This is a genomic window from Streptomyces sp. NPDC028635 (genome assembly GCF_040637635.1).
In the GTDB taxonomy this organism is placed as follows: Bacteria; Actinomycetota; Actinomycetes; order Streptomycetales; family Streptomycetaceae; genus Streptomyces.
This window is the reverse complement of record NZ_JBEZWX010000002.1, coordinates 282,158-301,529: the sequence shown is the minus strand read 5'-3', so window position 1 is coordinate 301,529 and position 19,372 is coordinate 282,158. Positions and strand designations below refer to the sequence as shown.

16 protein-coding genes and 1 pseudogene are annotated in these 19,372 nt (G+C 74.2%); 8 read left to right on the top strand and 9 right to left on the bottom strand.

Features of this window, described 5'->3' with window-relative positions:
• Nucleotides 1-4: 4 nt before the first annotated feature.
• From AB0E88_RS03555 to AB0E88_RS03530, 6 genes are read left to right on the top strand one after another with little or no spacing between them, the layout of a single operon-like run.
• Nucleotides 5-1,315, top strand: coding sequence for an O-antigen ligase family protein (locus AB0E88_RS03555; protein ID WP_361623085.1), 1,311 nt, complete (start codon nt 5-7; stop codon nt 1,313-1,315).
• On the top strand, nt 1,312-3,033 hold the full coding sequence (locus AB0E88_RS03550; RefSeq protein WP_361623082.1) for a lipid II flippase MurJ: 1,722 nt from the start codon (nt 1,312-1,314) through the stop codon (nt 3,031-3,033). Before AB0E88_RS03555 ends, AB0E88_RS03550 begins: the two co-directional genes overlap by 4 nt.
• Nucleotides 3,017-3,853 carry a polysaccharide deacetylase family protein gene (locus AB0E88_RS03545; RefSeq protein WP_361623079.1) on the top strand — a complete coding sequence of 279 codons (837 nt, stop codon included), beginning with the start codon at nt 3,017-3,019 and terminating at the stop codon, nt 3,851-3,853. Before AB0E88_RS03550 ends, AB0E88_RS03545 begins: the two co-directional genes overlap by 17 nt.
• A complete protein-coding gene (locus tag AB0E88_RS03540; RefSeq protein WP_361623076.1) occupies nt 3,850-5,016 on the top strand; it encodes a glycosyltransferase in 1,167 nt (388 codons plus the stop codon). Before AB0E88_RS03545 ends, AB0E88_RS03540 begins: the two co-directional genes overlap by 4 nt.
• Nucleotides 5,013-5,672, top strand: a complete 660-nt coding sequence (locus AB0E88_RS03535; protein WP_361623073.1) for a lipopolysaccharide biosynthesis protein — start codon at nt 5,013-5,015, stop codon at nt 5,670-5,672. Before AB0E88_RS03540 ends, AB0E88_RS03535 begins: the two co-directional genes overlap by 4 nt.
• Nucleotides 5,669-6,769 carry a GNAT family N-acetyltransferase gene (locus tag AB0E88_RS03530; RefSeq protein ID WP_361623070.1) on the top strand — a complete coding sequence of 367 codons (1,101 nt, stop codon included), beginning with the start codon at nt 5,669-5,671 and terminating at the stop codon, nt 6,767-6,769. Before AB0E88_RS03535 ends, AB0E88_RS03530 begins: the two co-directional genes overlap by 4 nt.
• Nucleotides 6,770-6,811: 42 nt before the next feature.
• Here the strand turns inward: AB0E88_RS03530 and AB0E88_RS03525 are convergent, their stop codons facing one another.
• From AB0E88_RS03525 to AB0E88_RS03510, 4 genes are all read right to left on the bottom strand, one after another.
• Complete coding sequence (locus AB0E88_RS03525) at nt 6,812-8,170, bottom strand: glycosyl hydrolase (protein WP_361623067.1); 1,359 nt, start codon at nt 8,168-8,170, stop codon at nt 6,812-6,814.
• Between the two features lie 204 nt (nt 8,171-8,374).
• Complete coding sequence (locus tag AB0E88_RS03520) at nt 8,375-9,373, bottom strand: chaplin (protein WP_361623064.1); 999 nt, start codon at nt 9,371-9,373, stop codon at nt 8,375-8,377.
• Nucleotides 9,374-9,508: 135 nt separating this feature from the next.
• Complete coding sequence (locus AB0E88_RS03515; protein WP_361623061.1) at nt 9,509-9,742, bottom strand: chaplin; 234 nt, start codon at nt 9,740-9,742, stop codon at nt 9,509-9,511.
• A 311-nt stretch (nt 9,743-10,053) separates the two neighbouring features.
• Nucleotides 10,054-10,452 carry a rodlin gene (locus AB0E88_RS03510; protein WP_361623058.1) on the bottom strand — a complete coding sequence of 133 codons (399 nt, stop codon included), beginning with the start codon at nt 10,450-10,452 and terminating at the stop codon, nt 10,054-10,056.
• A gap of 256 nt (nt 10,453-10,708) precedes the next feature.
• On the opposite strand from AB0E88_RS03510, the gene AB0E88_RS03505 reads away from it, so the two are divergent.
• Together AB0E88_RS03505 and AB0E88_RS03500 are read left to right on the top strand one after the other, a co-directional pair.
• Entirely contained in the window at nt 10,709-11,107 is a 399-nt protein-coding gene (locus tag AB0E88_RS03505; RefSeq protein WP_361623055.1) for a rodlin, read from the top strand.
• A gap of 259 nt (nt 11,108-11,366) precedes the next feature.
• Nucleotides 11,367-11,762 (top strand): rodlin, encoded by a 396-nt coding sequence (locus AB0E88_RS03500; RefSeq protein ID WP_361623052.1) that lies wholly within the window; start codon nt 11,367-11,369, stop codon nt 11,760-11,762.
• 127 nt (nt 11,763-11,889) lie between these two features.
• Here the strand turns inward: AB0E88_RS03500 and AB0E88_RS03495 are convergent, their stop codons facing one another.
• The 5 genes and pseudogenes from AB0E88_RS03495 to AB0E88_RS03475 all read right to left on the bottom strand — a co-directional run.
• Nucleotides 11,890-12,753 carry an ABC transporter permease gene (locus tag AB0E88_RS03495; RefSeq protein WP_361623049.1) on the bottom strand — a complete coding sequence of 288 codons (864 nt, stop codon included), beginning with the start codon at nt 12,751-12,753 and terminating at the stop codon, nt 11,890-11,892.
• A complete protein-coding gene (locus AB0E88_RS03490; protein WP_361623046.1) occupies nt 12,750-15,407 on the bottom strand; it encodes a CocE/NonD family hydrolase in 2,658 nt (885 codons plus the stop codon). Before AB0E88_RS03490 ends, AB0E88_RS03495 begins: the two co-directional genes overlap by 4 nt.
• 137 nt (nt 15,408-15,544) lie before the next feature.
• Nucleotides 15,545-17,002: an APC family permease gene (locus AB0E88_RS03485; protein ID WP_361623043.1), complete on the bottom strand. Its 1,458-nt coding sequence runs from the start codon at nt 17,000-17,002 to the stop codon at nt 15,545-15,547.
• Nucleotides 17,003-17,431: 429 nt separating this feature from the next.
• Complete coding sequence (mmsA, locus tag AB0E88_RS03480) at nt 17,432-18,934, bottom strand: CoA-acylating methylmalonate-semialdehyde dehydrogenase (protein WP_361623040.1); 1,503 nt, start codon at nt 18,932-18,934, stop codon at nt 17,432-17,434.
• Nucleotides 18,935-19,161: 227 nt separating this feature from the next.
• Nucleotides 19,162-19,251: pseudogene (locus tag AB0E88_RS03475) on the bottom strand (5-deoxy-glucuronate isomerase); the annotation flags it as partial.
• Nucleotides 19,252-19,372 lie beyond the last annotated feature (121 nt).

Genomic DNA, 19,372 nt, shown 5'->3' with positions numbered 1-19,372 from the left:
CCCCATGAGCCTCGCCCTGCCGCAGCCGCTGCGCCCGCCGAAGTCGCCGGTGTGGGCGGTGGTGGCCGTGCTCGCCCTGCTCGCCCTGCCGCAGAACCCGGACGCCGAGGGCGGCGCGGGCCCCGCCGACGCGGTGTCCGCGCTGGTGGTCCTGGTGTGCGTCGTACGGCTGCTGCGGCAGCGGCGGCGCCCCCTGTCCCGTACGGCGGCGGTGGTGCTCGCGCTGCCGGTGGCCGGGGTGTCGCTCGCGGCGCTGCACGCGGCCTCGGCCGGGGCCGGGATCAGCGGTCTCGGCCGCTACCTCCAGATCTTCGTCCTGGTCCCGGCGGCGGTGCTGCTCACCGTCCGGGACCGGCGCGACGCGCGGCTGCTCGCCTGGGCGCTGATCGGGCTCGCGCTGTGGCAGGGGGCGGTGGGTGTGCAGCAGTTCGTCACCGCCACCGGCGCCTCCTACCAGGGCGAGGACGTCCGCGCCGTCGGCACGTTCGGCCCGCAGGACGTGATGGGCATGGCGACCGTGGTCTCCCTCGGTCTGGTGACCGCCGTCGGTCTCGCGCTCGGTCACGCGGACGTACGGCGCCGCACGGCCGCCGCCGTGTGCGCCGTGGCCCTGCTGCTGCCGCTCGCGGTGTCCTTCAGCCGCGGCGCGTGGATCGCGACCGCCGTGACCTGCGCCGTACAGCTGGTGCTGGGCGGGGTGCGGCGGGCGCTGAAGGTCGCGGCGGCCGTGGTGGCGGCGGGCGTGGTCCTGGTGGGCGGGCTCGGTGTCGGCTCGGCGATGCTGCAGGAGCGGATCGACAGCATCACGCGGGTCACGGACGCGCCGGACCAGTCGGTGACCGACCGGTACACCCTGTGGGCGGCCGCCGTGGACATGTGGCGCGAACAGCCGCTGACCGGCGTCGGGTTGAAGGGCTTCCCCGAGCACCGCGACGCGCACGCCTCCCTCGCGCTGTCCTCGGGCAGCGACACCGAGGGCGCGGGCGCGGCGTACCGCCGGCAGCCGCTGCTGTCCCCGCACAACATGTACCTGCTGGTGCTGAGCGAACAGGGTCTCGTCGGCCTGCTCGCCCTGGCCGGCAGCTGGCTGGCGCTGCTGGTGTGCGCCCTGCGCGGACTGGTGCGCACCCGGCGGCACGCGGACCCCGCCCTCGACTGCGCGCTGATCGCCTGCGGATTGCTGCTGTGGCAGCTCGTCGACTTCGCGTACGCCGACATCGGCGGCCCCTCGACGGTGCTGACCGCGGTGTGCCTGGGCCTGACAGCGTGGTGGGCGCTGACGCAGCCCTCCGGGCGAGGGGAGCCGCCGCGATGACGGTCACCCCTCCCGGTACCCCGCGCACCGGTCCGCCGGCCCCGGCCGCTGAGGCCCGCCCACCGGCGCCCGCCGTCCCCCTGCCGCCGCCCGCCGTTTCCCTGCCGCCGCCCGCGACCGCGCCCCATGGCTCTCCCGCCGACCACCTCACCCCCGCCTCGCCCCGTTTCCTGGCCCGGGCCGCGCTCGTCACGGCCGCGCTCTCCGTCGCCGGGGCGCTGCTCGGGCTGGTGCGGGACCAGGCGCTGGCGCGGCTGTTCGGCGCCGGGAGCGGCACGGACGCGTTCCTGGTCGCCTGGACCGTGCCGGAGTTCGCGGCGACCCTGCTCATCGAGGACGGGCTGGCGTTCGCGCTGGTGCCGGCGTTCAGCGGGGCGCTGGCGCGGCGGGCCCAGGGCGCGCCGGGCGACCCGGTGCGCGCGCTGCTCGCCGCGACCCTGCCCCGCCTCGCGCTCGCCTTCGCCGCGACCGGCGCGCTGCTGATCGCGACCGCGCCCTACGTCGTGGAGGTCCTCGCCCCCGGCCTGCCCGACGCCGCGCTCGCCGCGGACTGCACCCGGCTCACGGCGACCTGCGTGCTCAGTTTCGGGCTCGCCGGGTACGGCAGCGCCCTGCTGCGGGCGCACCGCCGCTTCACCGCCCCGGCGGCGATCTACGTGGCGTACAACGCGGGCATCATCACCGTGATGCCGCTGCTCGGCGGGCGGCTCGGGGTGCGGGCCGCCGCGGCCGGTGTCGCGGTCGGCGGCTGCCTCATGGTCGCCGTACAACTTCCGTCGCTGGTACGGCAGTTGCGGCGGCACAGCGTTCCGCCGACGGCTGCCGGGCAGGTGCCCGGGGCGCAGCCGGTGGCGCTGGCGCTGTTCGGCAGCGTGCTGCTGTTCGCGCTGTGCCGGCAGTCGCAGGTGCTGATCGAGCGGTACCTGGGCTCCGCCCTTCCGGCCGGGGCGATCTCGCACCTGAACTACGCGCAGAAGGTCGCGCAGATCCCGATGACGCTGTCGGTGATGCTGTGCACGGTCACCTTCCCGGTGGTGGCCCGCGCGCTGGCCGACGGCGACACCGAGCGGGCCCGCGGCCGGGTGGAGCGGGACCTGGCGCTGGCCACCTGCCTGGTGCTGCTCGGCACCGCGGTCGCCTGGGCCTGCGCCCCGCAGATCGTCGAACTCCTCTTCCAGCGCGGCGCGTTCACCGCACGCGACACGGCTGCGACGGCCGGGGTGATGCGGGTGTACGCGCTCGGGCTGCTCGGCCAGACCCTGGTCGGCGTGCTGGTGCGCGCGTACTTCTCGGCGGGCCGCGCCACCTGGTACCCCCTCGCCGCGATGGCCGCCGGGATCGCCGCGACCTGCTGGCTGGGCGCGGCGACCGTGGGCCCCTGGGGGGTGCGCGGCATCGCGGCGGCCAACGCCTGCGGCATCAGCGTCACCGCCGTGCTGCTGCTCGCGCGGGCCGGCGCCCTCGGCGTCCCGGTCCGTGTGCCGCGCGTGCTGCGCGAGCTGGTCCGGCCGCTCACGGCGGCGGTGGCCGCGGCGGCGGCCGGGGCGTTCGCGGCGAGCCGCCCGGAGTCCGCGGTGGCGGGTCTGGCCGCGGGCGCGGCCACCGTCACGGGGGTGTTCGCCCTGCTCTGTCTCGTCCTGGGCGCCGAGGGCTGCGCCCCCGTATTCCGCTCCGTAGGAACCGTCACACGGAGGATCACGCATGGCCGCACCCGTTGAGCACTCCACCCGGGGCGTCCGCGTCGGACCGGGCCCCTTCCCCTGGGTCGCGATGTACCACTCGGTGCACGAGAGCCGGGACGACCCCTACCGCATCACCGTCACCCCCGACCGGCTCGCCGCGCAGTTCCGGTGGCTGCGCCGGCACGGGCTGCGCGGGGTGTCCCTGGCCGACCTGCTCGCCGCCCGCGCCCAGGGCGCCGGGCGCGGCCTGGTCGGGCTGACCTTCGACGACGGGTACGCCGACTTCGTCGACCACGCGCTGCCGCTGCTGCGCCGCTTCGGCTTCGGCGCCACCCTGTTCGTGCTGCCCGGCCGGCTCGGCGGCGACAACGCCTGGGATCCGCTCGGCCCGCGCAAGCCGCTGCTGACCGCCGACGGGGTGCGGCGGGCGGCGGCGGCGGCCGGAGTCGAGATCGGCTCGCACGGTCTGACCCATGTCGACCTCACCCGTGCCGACGAGGCGACGCTGCACGCCGAGACCGCCGCGAGCCGCGCCCTGCTCACCGAGGTCACCGGCCGGGAGGTGCGCGGCTTCTGCTACCCCTACGGCGCCGTCGACGACCGCGCGGTGGCCGCCGTGCGCGGCGCCGGGTACAGCTACGCCTGCGCCATCGACCCGGGCGCGCTGACCGGGCCGCACGCGCTGCCCCGCGTCCACGTCGGCCAGCGCGACACCGCCGTGCGGCTCTACCTCAAACACCGGCTGCACCGGCTGCGCCGCCGGCCGCTCGCGCCGGGTGCGGCGAGCAGGACGAGTGGGGCGAGTGCGGCGAGTACGCCTGGTGCGCCGGCCTCGGGCCGGGAAGGAGCGCGATGAAGGCCCTGCACATCATCACCGGCCTCGGTGTCGGCGGCGCCGAGCAGCAACTGCGGCTGCTGCTGCGGCATCTGCCCGTCCCGTGCGACGTCGTCACCCTGACCAACCCCGGCCCGGTCGCCGCGGGGCTGGTCGCCGACGGGGTGCGGGTCATCGACCTCGCCATGGCCGGCAACCGCGACCTGGCCGCGCTGCCCCGCCTGGTGAAGGTCATCCGCGCGGGCGGCTACGACCTCGTCCACACCCACCTGTACCGGGCCTGCCTGTACGGCAGGATCGCGGCCCGCCTGGCCGGGGTGCGGGCGGTCGTCGCCACCGAGCACTCCCTCGGCGACACCCAGATGGAAGGCCGTCCGCTCTCCACCGGGGTGCGCGCGCTGTACCTGGCCGGTGAGCGCCTCGGCGCCGCGACCGTCGCCGTCTCCCCGACGGTCGCCGCCCGGCTCGGGCGGTGGGGTGTGCCCGCCGACCGCGTCGCCGTCGTCCCCAACGGCATCGACGCGGACCGCTTCCGCTTCGACCCCCTGCGCCGGCTGCACACCCGCCGCTACCTGGGCCTGCCGGAGGACGCCTACGTCGTCGGCGGCATCGGGCGGCTCGCCCCCGGCAAACGTTTCGACGTGCTGATCCGCGCGGTCGCCCGCCTGCCCGGCGACTGCCGGCTGCTGCTGGTGGGCGGCGGCCCGCAGGAGCCGTCGCTGCGCCGCGCCGCACAGGAGGCCGGGGTCGCCGACCGGGTGCTGTTCACCGGCGAACGGCCCGCCCTGCCCGACGGCGGCCCGGGACCCGACCTGCCGGCGCTGGCCTGCGCGATGGACGTCCTGGTCTCGCCGTCCGCGGAGGAGGCGTTCGGCCTGGCCGTCGTCGAGGGCCTCGCCTCGGGCCTGCCCGTGCTGTACGCCTCCTGCCCGGCCCTGGAGGACCTGCCCCCGCACACCGCGGCCGGCGCCCGCCGGGTCACGGGCGGCTCCGCGGAGTTCGCCGCGGCGATCGCCGAGGTACGCGCCCGGGGGCCGCTCCCGCGCACCGCCCCGGAGGCCGCCCGCCATTACGCCATCGCCCGCAGCGCCGCCCGGCTCATGGACGTCTACACGGCCGCCCTCACCGCCACCTCCACCCCGTCACGCACCACCGCACCCGCGCAGAAAGCCGGCACGTCATGACCGACACCCCCGCCCGCGCCCACCGCCGTCCCCTTCTCGCCCGGGCCCGGGCGCTGCCGCCGTGGGCGCTGCTCGCGGCCGGCGCGCTGACCGGTGCCCTGGCCGGAGGGGCGTACGGCGTGCTGACGCCCGCTCAGTACACGGCGACCGCCTACGTCGTCGCCGTCCCCACCGACAAGGCGGACCCCGCGTCCGCGCTCGGCTTCGCGCAGGCCTACGGCCGGGTCGCCACCCAGCTCGCGGTGCTCGGCGACGCCCAGGTGTGGGCCGGGGTACCGGTGGCGGAGCTGCAGAGCAGCGTGCAGACGGCGACGTCCCCGGACGCCCCCATGGTCTCCGTCACGGCCACCTCCTCCCGGCCCGCCCTGGCCGCCGACATGGCCAACGCCGTCGCCCGCGCCCTGACGAAGCACGCCGACGACAACAAGGGCACCACCCATGTCGAACTGCGGCAGTTCGCCCGCGCGCTGAAGCCGTCCGGGCCGTCCTCGGCCTCCCCCGCGCTCACCACGCTGGTGGGGGCGAGCGCGGGCGGCCTGCTCGGCGGGCTGGCGCTGCTGGTCCGCCCGCGCCGCGAGGGCGAGGACGCCGCCGGTGCGCGCCCCGCGTCCGTGCCGAGCCCGGCCCTGGCCGCCGACGCGCAGGGAACGCTGTGACCCTGCTCCCCACCCAGGCGCCGACGGCGTACGCCACCGAGGTCGTCACCGACGAGGCCGCCTTCGCCGCCCTCGGCCCGGCCTGGACCCGGCTGCACCGGCGCTGCTCCACCGCGACCCCGTTCCAGACCCACCCCTGGCTGCACTCCTGGTGGCTGTCGTACGGCCGTCCGGGCCGGCTGCGGCTGCTGCTGGTGCGGCACGGCGCGGACCTGGTCGCCGCCGCCGCGCTGACCGCCGTGCACCGGCCGCTGCCCGCGCTGGTGCCGCTGGGCGGGGCGATCTCCGACTACGGCGACGTGCTGGTGGACGACGAACACGCCGACGCCGCGCTCACCGCCCTGACCGGGCTGCTCGCGAACGCCGCCCGCACCGCGCTGATCGACCTGCGCGAGGTACGGCCCGGCGGCGCGGCGCAGGCCATCCACGACCGCTGGCCCGGCCCCCGGCGCCGGGTGGAGGACTCCCTGTGCCTGGAGCTGCCGGCCGTCCCGCTCGCCGACCTGGTGGCGCGGCTGCCCTCGGCGAAGGCGCAGCAGCGGGTGCGGGCCAAGCTGCGCAAGCTCGACGCGCTCGGGGTGCGGCGCCGGAGCGTGGACCCGGACCGGGTGCCCGAGGCGGTGGAGCGCCTGCTCGAGCTGCACCGGTTGCAGTGGCAGGGCCGCGGGGTGACCGGTGAGCATCTGCGGCCGCGGTTCCGCGACCACCTGGTGCGCGCGGCGCAGGCGATGGTGTGCTCGGGCGACGCGGTGGTCACCGAGTTCCTGCTGGACGGCGAGGTGGTGGCCGTCGATCTGACCCTGTGCTCACCGCTTCTGACGGGCGGTTACCTGTACGGCGCCCATCCCTGCCTGCGCGAGCGCAAGGCCGACGTGGCCGTGATGCTGCTGGACGCCTGCGCCGGGCAGGCCCGCGGGCCCGGCACGCTGAGCCTGCTGCGCGGTGACGAGCCGTACAAGCGGCACTGGCGGCCCGAACCGGTGGTCAGCCGGCGGCTGCTGCTGGCCCGCCGGCGTACCGCGCCGCTGCTGGCGTCGGCGCTCGCCGGGGTGACCGCGCGGCGCGCCGCCAAGGAGCTGCTGCGGCGCCGCCGGTGATCCCCGGCGGATGCGGGACTTCCGGCGGCGCCACGCCGGGCCCTATCGGCCGCGGGACCACCAGTCGACCTTGACGCACAGCTTCCCACCGAGCCAGTACTCCACCCAGTCGCCGAGATCCAGCGGCGAGCAGCTCTTCGACGGCTTCGGCGTCGTCGGGGGCTCGGGGGTGACCGGCGTGGCCGGCACGGTGGGCTCGGCCGGGGTGGCGGGCGTGGTCGGGGTGGTGGGCTTGGCCGGCTGCGGGGCGGTCGGGTGGCCCTGGCCGGACAGGATCGTCCGGTAGACCTGGGCGGCGCGCGGGTTGCCGGAGCACTGCCAGACGCCGTGCGGGCAGTAGTCGGTCAGCGTGTTGTACACCGGCTTGTGCTCGGCCATCCAGGCGAGCATGCCGCGCATGTACTCCGGGTTGTCGCCGTTGCGGAACAGGCCCCACTCCGGGAACGAGATCGCCTTGTGGTGGGCCTTGGCGAAGTCCACGTGCGCCTGGAGGCCGTAGGGTTCGCGCACCTGCTCGGCGAAGGGCATCCCGGACGGCTGGTCGTAGGCGTCCATGCCGATGATGTCGACCGTGTCGTCACCGGGGTAGCACTCGGTCCAGGGCACGGCGTCCCGGCCGCGGCTCGGGGTGAAGTCGAAGCGGAAGCGCTGCCCCGGCACCGACCGCATGGCGGTGACGATCCGCTGCCAGTACGTCTTCCAGGCCGCGGGGTCGGGGCCGCAGCGGTGGGTGTAGGTGATGCCGTTCATCTCCCAGCCGAGCACGATCACCGTGTCCGGCACCTGGAGCTGCACCAGCCGCTCGGCGAGCCGGCGGAAGTGGTGGTCGTACTGCCCGGCGGCGCCCTGCCGCAGCATCCGGCGGACCTCCGCGTCGGGGACGCCCTCCTCGTTGCGCTCCAGCATGGGCACGTTCAGCACGAGCATCCGGTCGGCCTGCTGCCGCCGCCAGTCGGCCCAGACGTCGAGGAAGCCGGGCGGGCCCTCGATGTTCCGCCAGCGGTCGCCGGGCAGATAGGTGTGGCCGACGCGGATCTCGGCGCCGCCCAGCCACTGGCTGAGCGCGGCCATCCGTGCCACCCCGCGCGGCCCGTAGTCGAGGTAGGCGCCGAAGGCCGGGGCGACCGGTTCGGGGCTCTTCGACGCGCCGGACGGGGCGGGGGTGGGCGCGGCGGGCGCGGTGGGCGCGGTGGGCGCCGTACCGGGCGGGGTCGCCGCGGACGGTGCCGGTGCGGGCGCGGCCGGTGGCGCCGAGGTGACCGGTGCGGGAGCCGGCGGGTCGCCGGCCCGGGCCGGGCCGGCGGCGAAGCCGGGGACCGGGGCCAGGGCCGCCGACGCGGCGACCACGGCCGCGAGGACCGCCGTCCGCCGGCACCGTGCGCGTCGCTGCTGTGGGGCCATGCCTGCTCCTCTCTCGACTCCCGCGCCGCCGGCCGCAGCCGGCTGACACGCCGTGAGTTACTGACACTCAGTCATATGAGAGGACGATCTGCCACCGTGCCGCCGCGTCCGGGTGAGGCGCTCCACCGCACAGGTGACGGTCGGGGCCCGGGCATGGGAAGGCCCCGCACCCGGGGGCGGGTGCGGGGCCGGAGCCCGAAGGCGTCATCGGTGGGACGCGGAACGGCCCCGTCGGTACAGGATCACGCCGCCCGCGATCAGCGCGGCGCTGGCCCCGGACGCGGCCAGCATGGCGGCGCTGCCGGTGTCGGGCAGGCTCGGGTGGTGATGCCCGTGGTGCCCGTGCCCACCGTGTTCCCCGCCGGGCGGAGTGCTGTACGGCGGGGTCGTGTGGGGCGGAGGCGTCGTGTGCGGAGGTGAGGTGTGGGGCGGCGGCGACGTGTGCGGCGGCCTCGTGGTGGGAGGCGGCGACGTGTGCGGCGGCTTCGTCGTGGGAGGCGGCGTCGTCACCGGCGGACTCGTGTGCGGCGGCGGAGACGTGTGCGGGGGCGGCGAGGTGTGCGGTGGGGGCGACGTGTGTGGCGGCTTCGTCGTGGGAGGCGGCGTCGTCACCGGCGGGCTCGTGTGCGGCGGCGGCGTGGTGTGCGGCGGTGACGAGTGGTCCCCGTATCCGCCACCGGGCGTGTCGCCGTAGCCCCCGCCGGGGGTGTCGTGATCTCCGCCCGGGGTGTCGCCGTAGCCCCCGCCGGACGTGTCGTGCCCACCGCCCGGGGTGTCGCCGTAGCCCCCGCCGGAGGTGTCGCCGTACCCGCCACCGGACGAGTGGCCGTGGCCCGCGCCCGGGACGTCCGGGACATGGACTCCGCCCGGGACGTCCGGGACATGGACGCCGCCGGGGACGTGACCCACGCCGGCGCCGGGGAAGTCGTCGCCGTAGCCGTCGTCGTCGGACGACCTGGTGTGGGCGCGCGGGGCGTGGGAGTGCCCGGCGTCGGCACAGGAGTTGCCGAACGCGGGGTCGAGGGCGGCGATGACGTCGATGGTGTTGCCGCAGGCGTTCAGCGGCACTTCGACCGGGACCTGGACGCTGTTGCCGGACAGGGCGCCCGGCGAGTTGTGGGCCGTCCCGGCCGCGTCCGCGCCCGCGAGGGCGGGGCTTCCGTACAGGGACAGAATGCTCGTCGCGGCGGCGGCAGCGACCATTCCCCTGCTCAGGCTCTGTCGCAATCTCGTGGTCTTCCTGCTGGGAGAGGTAGGAAAAGGCCGGCCTTGGCACAGTGAAGCCGTGGTCCAAGGCCGGCCCTGTCACAGCCGAGCGGCTATGAGATGTCCGAAGCGTCAGTCGTTGACGCAGACGTTGCCGAACGCCGGGTTGAGCAGACCGATCACGTTGATGCTGTTGCCGCAGACGTTGGCCTGCAGGTTGATCGGAACCTGGACGACGTTGCCGGACAGGAACCCCGGGGAGTTGACGGCGGCACCCTCGGCCGACGCGCCGCCGTCGGCGAACGCGGGGGCGGCAGCGCCGAGAGCCAGGACCAGGCCGGCGACGACAGCGGCACACTTCTTCATGGAATTTCCCTTCTCTGCGGTCATGCACCGTGTCGGCCGGCCCTTTCGGGCAGAACCGAGCGAGCGCAGTCGGAACGGCTCGCACCATGACCTGCAGGCTGCAGAACGAGAGATAGACATCCGCTGAACCGACGGAACGTGTGTCGCCGGGTAATTCACTCGAACGCCTTGTCACATGAACACATAGGTATCCGTATGCACCCGTTTGCAGGCAAAGGGAGAACGCACCGGGCGGCCGAGGGGCCCGGAGCGTGCCCCGGCCGCCCGCACGAGGAGTGCGGACGGCCGGTGCGCGAGGCGTACGGCGTGGATCAGCCGTTCGCGGCCAGGACGGAGATGTCGTCCAGGATGTGCGACGCCGGGTCGTCGCCCTTGGCCTGGGTGGAGTTCTCGGCGCACTCCTGGAACTGCGGCGCGGACAGGACCGGGATGTCCTGGACGCCCACGTTGACCAGGGCGACGATGTTCTGCACGTCCGCCTTGGCGGGCAGACCGACACAGAGCTTGTTGAGGGAGCCCTGGACCAGGGTGGCCTGCGGGCTCATCTTGCCCTTGGTCACGCTGTTACCGAACGACTCGTGGGCGCCGTTGCCGCTCGCGGACCACGTGGAGTTGCCGTCGCCGGTGGCAAGCGCCTGGGGGGCTGCCGCAGCCGTGACACCGGCGACCGACGCGGCGACCGCCACCGCGGCCATTGCCTTCTTCAGCATTTCGCTTTTCCTTTCCTGGCACCTGGCCAAGACGCGTGTTCCTGCCTCCGCATCAACCCGGCGCGGGCGGAATGGTTGCGGGTCTTCACCCGATCGGCGCGTTCGGCGGCGCGGAATTCACGGAAAGCCGCGCGGGGCCGGGGGCCCGGCCGGTTCCGCGGTGTGGGCCATCGGAGTGAATGGCAGGAACCAAGGCCGCCGTGGGGAGTTGACCAGGACGCTCCGGTGACGGGGTTTCTTCAGAAGGGACAAGCAAGTGATCAAGAAGGTACTGGCTTCCGCCGCGGTCGCCGCCTCCGTCGTCGGCGCCTCCGCTGCCGTCGCGCCGCAGGCGTTCGCGCACGGCGACGGCAACGGCACCTGGTCCGCCAGCGGCAACGGCGCTCAGCAGTCGTTCGGCAACTCGGCCACCTACGGGAACATGAGCCCGCAGCTCGCGCTGATCCAGGGCTCCTTCAACAAGCCCTGCATCGGCCTGCCGGCCAAGGCCGACGTCCAGAACATCCTCGCCCTGGTCAACGTCGGCGTCCAGGACATCCCGATCCTGTCCTCGCCGCAGAACCAGCAGTGCGTGGAGAACTCCACGCAGGCCAAGGGTGACGACTCGCTGTCGCACGTCCTCGACGACCTCGCGGTCCTCGCCTCGAACGGCTGACGGGTCCCTCCCGGGCATCGGGCTCGCCCCGTCGAGTCCTGGGCCGGCCCCGCCGGTCCCTCAGCGAGCCGCCGCTCCCCCGGCGGCTCGCTGCTTCGTCGTACCGGGGAAAGCTCACCGGGTTTTCCGGTGAGGCGCGCGACCCGCACCGGAGTGCGCTACTCCAATCGGGGCACAAGCCGCAACCCGGGCGGCCCCCCGACCGTTGACGATCATGCAGCTCCTCCCCTGGAGTCCGCTTTTTCGAAGGGAAAAGAACATGAAGAAGCTGTGGGCCACCGCGGCTCTCACCGCGACGCTCGCCGGTGTGACGGCGGCGACCGCCCCCATGGCCCTCGCCCACGGTGACGGTGACGGCACCTGGTCCGCCAGCGGCAACGGCGCCAAGTCGGAGTTCGGCAACTCGGCCACGCTCGGTGACCAGAGCCCGCAGCTCTCGCTGGTCCAGGGCTCGCTGAACAAGCCCTGTGTCGGCCTGCCGGCCAAGGCCGATGTCCAGAACATCCTCGCCCTGGTCAACGTCGGTGTTCAGGACATCCCGGTCCTGTCCTCGCCGCAGTACCAGCAGTGCGCCGAGAACTCCACGCAGGCGAAGGGCGACGACGCGCTGTCGCACGTCCTCGACGACATCTCGGTCCTCGCCGAGAACGGCTGACCGGACGCATCGCCTCCGCGAGACGGCGGGTCACCGGGTTTCCCCCGGCGGCCCGCCGTTCGTCTGTCCGGGGGCAGGGCAAGCGGCACGAGCAAGGGCCCTGTCAGGGTCAGGGTCAGGGTCAGGGTCAGCTGACGACGTCCTTGCGGGCGAAGCCCCGGTAGGCCAGCGCGAACAGCACCAGCGCGTACGTGACCGACACGGCACTGCCCTGGATCATGCCGGACCACTCCGGGCGGGGCTGGACGGCGTCCGCCCAGGCGAACTGCCAGTGCGCCGGCAGGAAGTCGCGCCAGTGGCCGAGGGCGGTGACGGCGTCGAGGACGTTGCCGACGATGGTCAGGCCGACCGCGCCGCCGACCGCGCCGAGCGGGGCGTCGGTCCGCGTCGAGAGCCAGAAGGCGAGGGCCGCGGTGACCAGCTGGGAGACGAAGACGTAGGCCACGACCACCGCGAGCCGCTGCGCCGCCGTGCCGGCGTCGAGGGCGCCGCCGGTGGGGAGCTGCAGCGGCCCCCAGCCGTACGCGGCGGTGCCGACGGCGAGGGCGACGAGCGGCAGCAGCACCATCGCGGCCAGGCTGAGGCCGAGCCCGACGAGCAGCTTCGACGTCAGCAGCCGGGAGCGGGGCACGGGCGCGGCCAGCAGATAGCGCAGGGAGGACCAGCTCGCCTCCGAGGCGACGGTGTCCCCGCAGAACAGGGCGACCGGGACGACCAGCAGGAAGCCCGCGGAGACGAACAGGTTGACGGCGGCGAAGTTGGCGCCGGACGCGGTGGCCGTGTCCATCAGGGTGACCCGGCCGTTGCGGCCGCCCGGGTCGCCGCCGATGGCGAAGGCGACGACCAGCACGAACGGCAGCAGCGCGAGGATCGCGCCCATGACGAGCGTGCGGCGCCGCCGCAGCTGGCGGACCAGCTCGACCCGCAGCGGCAGGGTACGGCCGGGACGGTAGCCGGAGGCCGTGGCGCCCCGCTCGGTCAGCGTGCTCATGCGGAACCTCCGATCAGCGTGAGGAAGGCGTCCTCCAGGCGGCGGTGCGGGCCGACGGACGTCACGGGTACGTCGAGCCGGACCAGCTCGGCGACGAGGGCCTGCGCGGTGCCCTCCGCGCCGAGTCTCACCAGGAGTCCGGTGTCGGCGCGGACCGCGGAGGCGACGCCGGGCAGCGCGGCGACCTTCTCCACGAGCACGTCCTGCACGGGGGCGGCGGTGCCGACGAGCAGGGTGTCGCCGGAACCGGTGATCTCGGCGACCTCGCCGGCCTGGACGAGCCGGCCGCGGTCCATGACCACCAGGTGGGTGCAGGTCTGCTCGACCTCCGCCAGCAGATGGCTGGAGACGATCACCGTGCGGCCGGCGGCCGCGTAGCGGGTCATCACCTCGCGCATCTCGCGGATCTGGGGCGGGTCGAGCCCGTTGGTCGGCTCGTCCAGGATGAGCAGGTCCGGCAGGCCGAGCATGGCCTGGGCGATGGCCAGGCGCTGGCGCATGCCCTGCGAGTAGGTGCGCACGGCGCGGTCGAGGGCGCCGCCCAGGCCGGCGATCTCCAGGGCCTCGTCGAGGTGGGCGTCGCCGGGCGGGCGGCCGGTGGCCCGCCAGTACAGCTCGAGGTTCTCCCGGCCCGACAGGTGCGGCAGGAAGCCGGCGCCCTCCACGAACGCGCCGACCCGGGACAGCACCGGCGCGCCGGGCCGGATCGCGTGCCCGAAGACCCGGATCTCCCCGCCGTCGGGCCGGATCAGGCCCATCAGCATGCGCAGGGTGGTGGTCTTCCCGGCGCCGTTCGGCCCGAGCAGGCCGAGGACCTGGCCCTTGTCCACGCGGAAGGACAGCTCGCGCACGCTGTAGCTCTGGCCCCGCGCGTACTTCTTGCTCAGCCCGGTGATCTGCAGCGGCACGTCGGCCAGGGCGGGGTCGGGCGCCGGGGCGGAGGTGGGGCGGCGGGCGGTGAGCAGCAGGGCGAGGGCGGCGACGGCGCCCGCGAGGGGCAGCCACCACACCCAGGACGGCAGCGGCGTGGCGGCGGTCGTGACCCCGGGCGCGGTGGGCACGCTCAGGTCGCTCTTGAGGGAGACGGTGTACGTCGCCGGGGCGGCCGGGGAGGCGTAGGCGAGGTCGGTGGAGGCGAGGACCAGGCGCAGCCGGTGACCGCGCTGCACCTCGTGGTCGATCGCCGGGAGGGTGAGGGTGACGTCCTTGCCCCGCCGGGCGCCCTCCACGCGGACGGGGGCGACGAGCTGGGCGGGCAGCACGGGGCGGGCGGCGCCGGGCCCGACGTCGTAGACCTTGCCGAACAGGACGGTGTCGTCGCTGGTGGAGGTGAGGTGCACGGTGGCGGTCGGGGAGCCGGTGATCGTCAGGTCGCGGGTCAGCGGGGCCGACTCGAAGGCGGCGTACTGCCCGGGGAAGTCGAGGGAGACGCCGAGGCCGAGGGAGGACAGCTGGGCGAGGCCGGTGCCGCCGCCGAGGCCGGGCAGGGCGGAGACGGCGGGCGGGGAGGCGCCGGCCGGGTTGTCGACGCGCTGGGGGCCTCCGGTCAGCGGGATGGCGCGCGGGCTGCCGTGCAGGCCCGGGTAGGTGTCGCCGCTCGCGCCGCGCAGCTGGGCGGTGCCGTCGGTGGAGTCGACGCCTCCGGTGCGGGTGACGCGGAAGGCGGGCCCGGTGGCGGTGCTCTTCCCGCCCTTGAGGTAGCGGTCGAACCAGGCGGTGACCCGGCCCTGGACGCGGCCCGCCTCCAGGTCTCCGCCGTCGTGGCCGCCCGCGATCCAGTCGACGTCGACGGGGGCGCCGTTGGCGCGGATGGCCCGCGCGGCGGCGTCGGCCTGACCGAGCGGGAAGAGGGAGTCGCTCTGCCCCTGCACCAGCAGGGTGGGCACCTTGATGCGGCCGGCGACGGCGGACGGGGAGCGCTGCTCGAGCAGCCGCCGTGCTTCGGCGTCCGGCCGGCCCGTCTCGGCGACGCGCTGGTACATCCGGCACAGCTCGGGCTCGAACTTGGCGCAGCCGCCGCCGGTGGAGAAGAAGACACCGGTCCACAGCTTCTTGAACACGCCACCGGGGAACAGGGCGTCGGCGAGGTTCCAGTAGGTGATCGCCGGGGCGATGGCGTCCACCCGCTGGTCGTGGCCGGCGGCGAGCAGGGCGGTGGCTCCGCCGTAGGAGGCGCCGGCGACGCCCACGCGCGGGTCGCCGGGCTTGTCGAGCCGCACCTGCGGCTGCCGGGCGAGCCAGTCGATCAGCGCCCGCACGTCGGCGATCTCGCCGCGTGGGTCGTTCAGCCCGATCTCGCCGCTCGACCTGCCGAAGCCGCGGGCCGACCAGGTCAGCACCGCGTAGCCGTCCCGGGCCAGGTCCTCGGCCTGCTGCCGTACGTCGTCCTTGCTGCCGCCGAAGCCGTGACCCAGCAGGACGGCGGGGCGGCGGCCCGGGGCGCCTGCGGTGAACCAGGAGGTGTCCAGGCGCACCCCGTCGACGGCCAGCACCTGGTCGGTGCGGTGCACCGGGTCCGGGTCGCCGGAGGCGGCGGCGGCCGTCCAGGTGCCGGCTCCGGCGAGCACCACCAGGGCGGCCCCGGCGGCCAGCAGCCGACGGGGCCCGCGCAGCAGCCCTCGCACGCCCCTCGGGACGCGCCCGCGAAGATCCATGCGTCAACGGTACGGCGTGCCGCTGACAACGGCGGCAGCCCGGGGGCCGAGGGCGGTGCCCTCCCGGGGGAGTACGCGAGGCGGCGGCGTACCGCAGTCGCGGTACGCCGCCGCCTCGTCGTGCGGGCCGGGTCCGGTCAGACCGTCGCGGCCGCCGTGTTCTCGGTGTGCGCGGGGATCTCGGTGTGCTCGGCGCTCTCGGCGTCCTCCGGGATCGCCACCAGCCAGCGGGTGTCGCGGCGCGGGCGCAGGTACAGGGCCCAGTAGAGGGTGGCGACGGCGGTGATGCCGCCGGTCCACATCAGGTACGACGGCTCCTGCTCGACCAGGATGTACAGCAGGACGGCGATGAGCAGGACCGGCATGGCCGGCCACAGCCGCATCCGCCAGGCGGACCGGCCGGCGTGCGCGCCCCGGCGGGAGAGCAGCGAGGCGACGGCGACCAGCAGGTACAGGCCGGTGACGGCGACGCCGGTGACGCCGTAGAGCGTGTCCAGGTTGACGAAGCAGAGGAAGGCGCCGGGGACGCCGACGACGAGGGTGGCGACCCAGGGGGAACCGAACCGGCCGAGCTTGGACAGGGCGTTGTTGACCGGCGACGGCCACGCCTTGTCGCGGGCGGAGGCGAACAGGACGCGGGAGTTCTGGATGACCATGACGATGCCCGCGTTGATGATCGCGAGGGCGACACACAGGCTGACGAAGGTGCCGACGGCGGAGTTGCTCCAGGCGATGACCATGCTGCTGATGTCGCCGCCGCTCAGGGTGTTCAGGTCGTCGGCGCCCAGGGTGATCGCCACGACCGGCACCAGGATGACCACGCTGGAGATGGCCAGCGTCGCGAGGACCGTGCGGGCGACGTTGCGGCGCGGGTTCTCCAGCTCCTCGGAGAGGTAGATGGCGGTGGAGAAGCCCTGGGTGGCGAAGAGCGCGATGGCGAGCCCGGACAGCACCATCATCCCGGTGACCGGGCTGACGTGCGCGTGGTCGCCCGCCACCCGCAGCGAGCTGACGAGGCTGCCCGCGCCGCGCTGGGAGTGGCTGAAGCCGAGCAGGGCGACGACACCGGCGGCGACGACCTCCAGCACCAGGAAGATGCCGGTGATCCAGGCGTTGGCCCGCAGGTCCAGCAGGCCGGCCAGAGTGGCCGCGATCATGACGCCGGCGCCCGTCATGGACGGGTCGAGGTGGACGATGGGGGCGAGGTAGTCGGCGGTTCCCATCGCGATGACCGGAGGGACGATCATCACTACGAGGAGCGACATCACGAAGGCCAGCCAGCCGGCGAGCCGTCCGGCCAGGGTGGAGACGATGGCGTACTCGCCGCCCGCGCTGGGGATGAGGGTGCCGAGCTCGGAGTAACAGAAGGCGATCGGGATGCAGAGCAGGGCGCCGATGGCGATGCACAGCGCGGTCGCGGTGCCGAGGCTGGAGAACAGGTCGGGCACGATCACGAAGAGCGTGGACGCGGGGGTGACGCAGGACAGGGTCAGCAGCGTGCCGCCGACCACTCCGATCGAGCGCTTGAGCTTCCGGGGGGCCTCTGAAGCAGTCTCCAGGACGGCGTTCTCGACTGAGCGGAGCGTGTCGGTCATGCGGCGGTTCCGATCGACTCGTGTGACTGCGGTGGGGGCGGGAGCGCTATCGCCTCCGGCGGATCGTCTGCGTCTGTGTCGTCCACTCCCGGCGCTGAATGGAACCCCGACGAAAACCGTCACGTCAATGGCCGGTTACCTTCGGATTTCGCACTTGCGGAAGGCCGTGTGCGACATCACTTTCCCAGGCTGTGACGTCCTGTTGGCGGTACCAGCAAGACTCTTCGACAGGTGACCTTGATTTCCAAGGTCATCCAGCGGCCACCCCTTCGTCATCCGTTTCGTCCGTGGTAAACGGGAACCGCAGCGAACGTGTCAAAAAAATGTCAGCCCGTCCGGTATCCGGACGGCTTTCGAAGGCGCCGACCACACGCGGGTGCCCCGCTCCTCTCCTGGAAAGGCGCGGGGCACCGGTGTCGTGCGGGGGTGTCAGTGGTTGCGCGGGAAGCCCAGGTCCACGCCCGCCGGGGCGTCGGACGGGTCGGGCCAGCGGGTCGTGACGACCTTGCCGCGGGTGTAGAAGTGCGTGCCGTCGTTGCCGTAGATGTGGTGGTCCCCGAAGAGGGAGTCCTTCCAGCCGCCGAAGGAGTGGTAGCCCACCGGGACCGGGATCGGCACGTTCACGCCGACCATGCCGGCCTCGATCTCCAGCTGGAAGCGGCGGGCCGCGCCGCCGTCCCGGGTGAAGATCGCGGTGCCGTTGCCGAACGGCGAGGCGTTGATGAGGGCCACGCCCTCCTCGTAGGTGTCCGCGCGCAGCACGCACAGGACGGGGCCGAAGATCTCGTCCTGGTAGGCCTTGGCGCTGGTCGGCACCTTGTCCAGCAGCGACAGGCCGATCCAGTGGCCGTCCTCGAAGCCCTCGACGGTGTAGCCCGTGCCGTCCAGGACGACCTCGCAGCCGTCGGCGGCGGCGCCCTCGACGTAGGAGGCGACCTTGTCGCGGTGGGCCTTGGTGATCAGCGGGCCCATCTCGGACGCCGGGTCGTTGCCCGGGCCGATCTTGATCTTCTCGGCGCGCTCGCGGATCTTCTCCACCAGCGTGTCGCCGATCGCGCCCACCGCGACGACCGCGGAGATGGCCATGCAGCGCTCGCCGGCCGAGCCGTAGGCGGCGGAGACGGCCGCGTCGGCGGCGGCGTCGAGGTCGGCGTCGGGCAGGACCAGCATGTGGTTCTTGGCGCCGCCGAGGGCCTGCACCCGCTTGCCGTTCGCGGCGGCCGTGGTGTGGATGTAGCGGGCGATCGGGGTGGAGCCGACGAAGGACACGGCCTTGACGTCCGGGTGCTCCAGCAGCCGGTCCACGGCCACCTTGTCGCCGTGCACGACGTTGAACACGCCGTCCGGCAGCCCGGCCTCGGCGAGCAGCTCGGCGATGCGCATCGACGCCGACGGGTCCTTCTCGCTCGGCTTGAGCACGAAGGTGTTGCCGCAGGCGATGGCGATGGGGAACATCCACATCGGCACCATCGCCGGGAAGTTGAACGGGGTGATGCCCGCGACCACACCGAGCGGCTGGCGGATGGAGGAGACGTCGACGCGGGTGGCGACCTGCGTGGACAGCTCGCCCTTGAGCTGGACGTTGATGCCGCACGCCAGGTCGACGATCTCCAGGCCGCGGGCCACCTCACCGAGGGCGTCGGAGTGCACCTTGCCGTGCTCGGCGGTGATCAGCTCGGCGATCTCGTCGCGGTGCTCGTCCAGCAGCGCCCGGAAGCGGAACATCACCGACGTGCGCTGGGCCAGCGACGACTGGCCCCAGGTGAGATAGGCGTCCTGGGCCGCCGCGACGGCCGCGTCCACCTCTTCCACCGACGCGAAGGCGACCTTGGTGGTGACCTCGCCGCTCGCCGGGTCGGTGACCGGACCGTAGGTGCCCGACGTGCCCTCGGCGGTCTTGCCGCCGATCCAGTGGTTGACGATCTTCGTCATGCCCAGTTACTCCTTCGCAGATGGCGGCGTCGGGTCGAGACGTGCCGTGGGTAGTGCTCGTGTGCCGGGACCGGCGACGGTCGGACCGCGATCGCGGCACAGGTCCATCCCAGCAGGCCGGGGCCGGTGGCGCGCCCGACACTCTGTCTGCCGTTTGGGCGTCGGAATGGACACCGGGGCGGAAACGGGCGGATGGGGCGGGTCCGCGGGGGGACGGAAACGGTGGCGGGGACCTCCGGCGCGGGGCCGTAGCGGGCGGGGAGTCGTCGCTCGCACTTCGCTCCTGCCAGGGCGAAGCGGCCTCCCGCGCCGGAGGCGTTCGGTGGGATTCCCTCACCCGTGGCACCGGGCCCTGACTGCACCGTACAAGCAGCGCGGGGCGCGAGGCGGGGAATTGCCGTCACGGCAGCCGTCGTCACGTCAGCTGTCACGGCCGTC

What these genes read in the sequence shown, in the direction of transcription:
- AB0E88_RS03495 (WP_361623049.1), bottom strand. Translation starts at nt 12,753, where the DNA reads ATGAGCACGCTGACCGAGCGGGGCGCCACGGCCTCCGGCTACCGTCCC.
- AB0E88_RS03545 (WP_361623079.1), top strand. Translation starts at nt 3,017, where the DNA reads ATGGCCGCACCCGTTGAGCACTCCACCCGGGGCGTCCGCGTCGGACCG.
- AB0E88_RS03550 (WP_361623082.1), top strand. Translation starts at nt 1,312, where the DNA reads ATGACGGTCACCCCTCCCGGTACCCCGCGCACCGGTCCGCCGGCCCCG.
- AB0E88_RS03535 (WP_361623073.1), top strand. Translation starts at nt 5,013, where the DNA reads ATGACCGACACCCCCGCCCGCGCCCACCGCCGTCCCCTTCTCGCCCGG.
- AB0E88_RS03490 (WP_361623046.1), bottom strand. Translation starts at nt 15,407, where the DNA reads ATGGATCTTCGCGGGCGCGTCCCGAGGGGCGTGCGAGGGCTGCTGCGC.
- AB0E88_RS03510 (WP_361623058.1), bottom strand. Translation starts at nt 10,452, where the DNA reads ATGCTGAAGAAGGCAATGGCCGCGGTGGCGGTCGCCGCGTCGGTCGCC.
- AB0E88_RS03515 (WP_361623061.1), bottom strand. Translation starts at nt 9,742, where the DNA reads ATGAAGAAGTGTGCCGCTGTCGTCGCCGGCCTGGTCCTGGCTCTCGGC.
- AB0E88_RS03500 (WP_361623052.1), top strand. Translation starts at nt 11,367, where the DNA reads ATGAAGAAGCTGTGGGCCACCGCGGCTCTCACCGCGACGCTCGCCGGT.
- mmsA (WP_361623040.1), bottom strand. Translation starts at nt 18,934, where the DNA reads ATGACGAAGATCGTCAACCACTGGATCGGCGGCAAGACCGCCGAGGGC.
- AB0E88_RS03520 (WP_361623064.1), bottom strand. Translation starts at nt 9,373, where the DNA reads ATGGTCGCTGCCGCCGCCGCGACGAGCATTCTGTCCCTGTACGGAAGC.
- AB0E88_RS03540 (WP_361623076.1), top strand. Translation starts at nt 3,850, where the DNA reads ATGAAGGCCCTGCACATCATCACCGGCCTCGGTGTCGGCGGCGCCGAG.
- AB0E88_RS03485 (WP_361623043.1), bottom strand. Translation starts at nt 17,002, where the DNA reads ATGACCGACACGCTCCGCTCAGTCGAGAACGCCGTCCTGGAGACTGCT.
- AB0E88_RS03555 (WP_361623085.1), top strand. Translation starts at nt 5, where the DNA reads ATGAGCCTCGCCCTGCCGCAGCCGCTGCGCCCGCCGAAGTCGCCGGTG.
- AB0E88_RS03525 (WP_361623067.1), bottom strand. Translation starts at nt 8,170, where the DNA reads ATGGCCCCACAGCAGCGACGCGCACGGTGCCGGCGGACGGCGGTCCTC.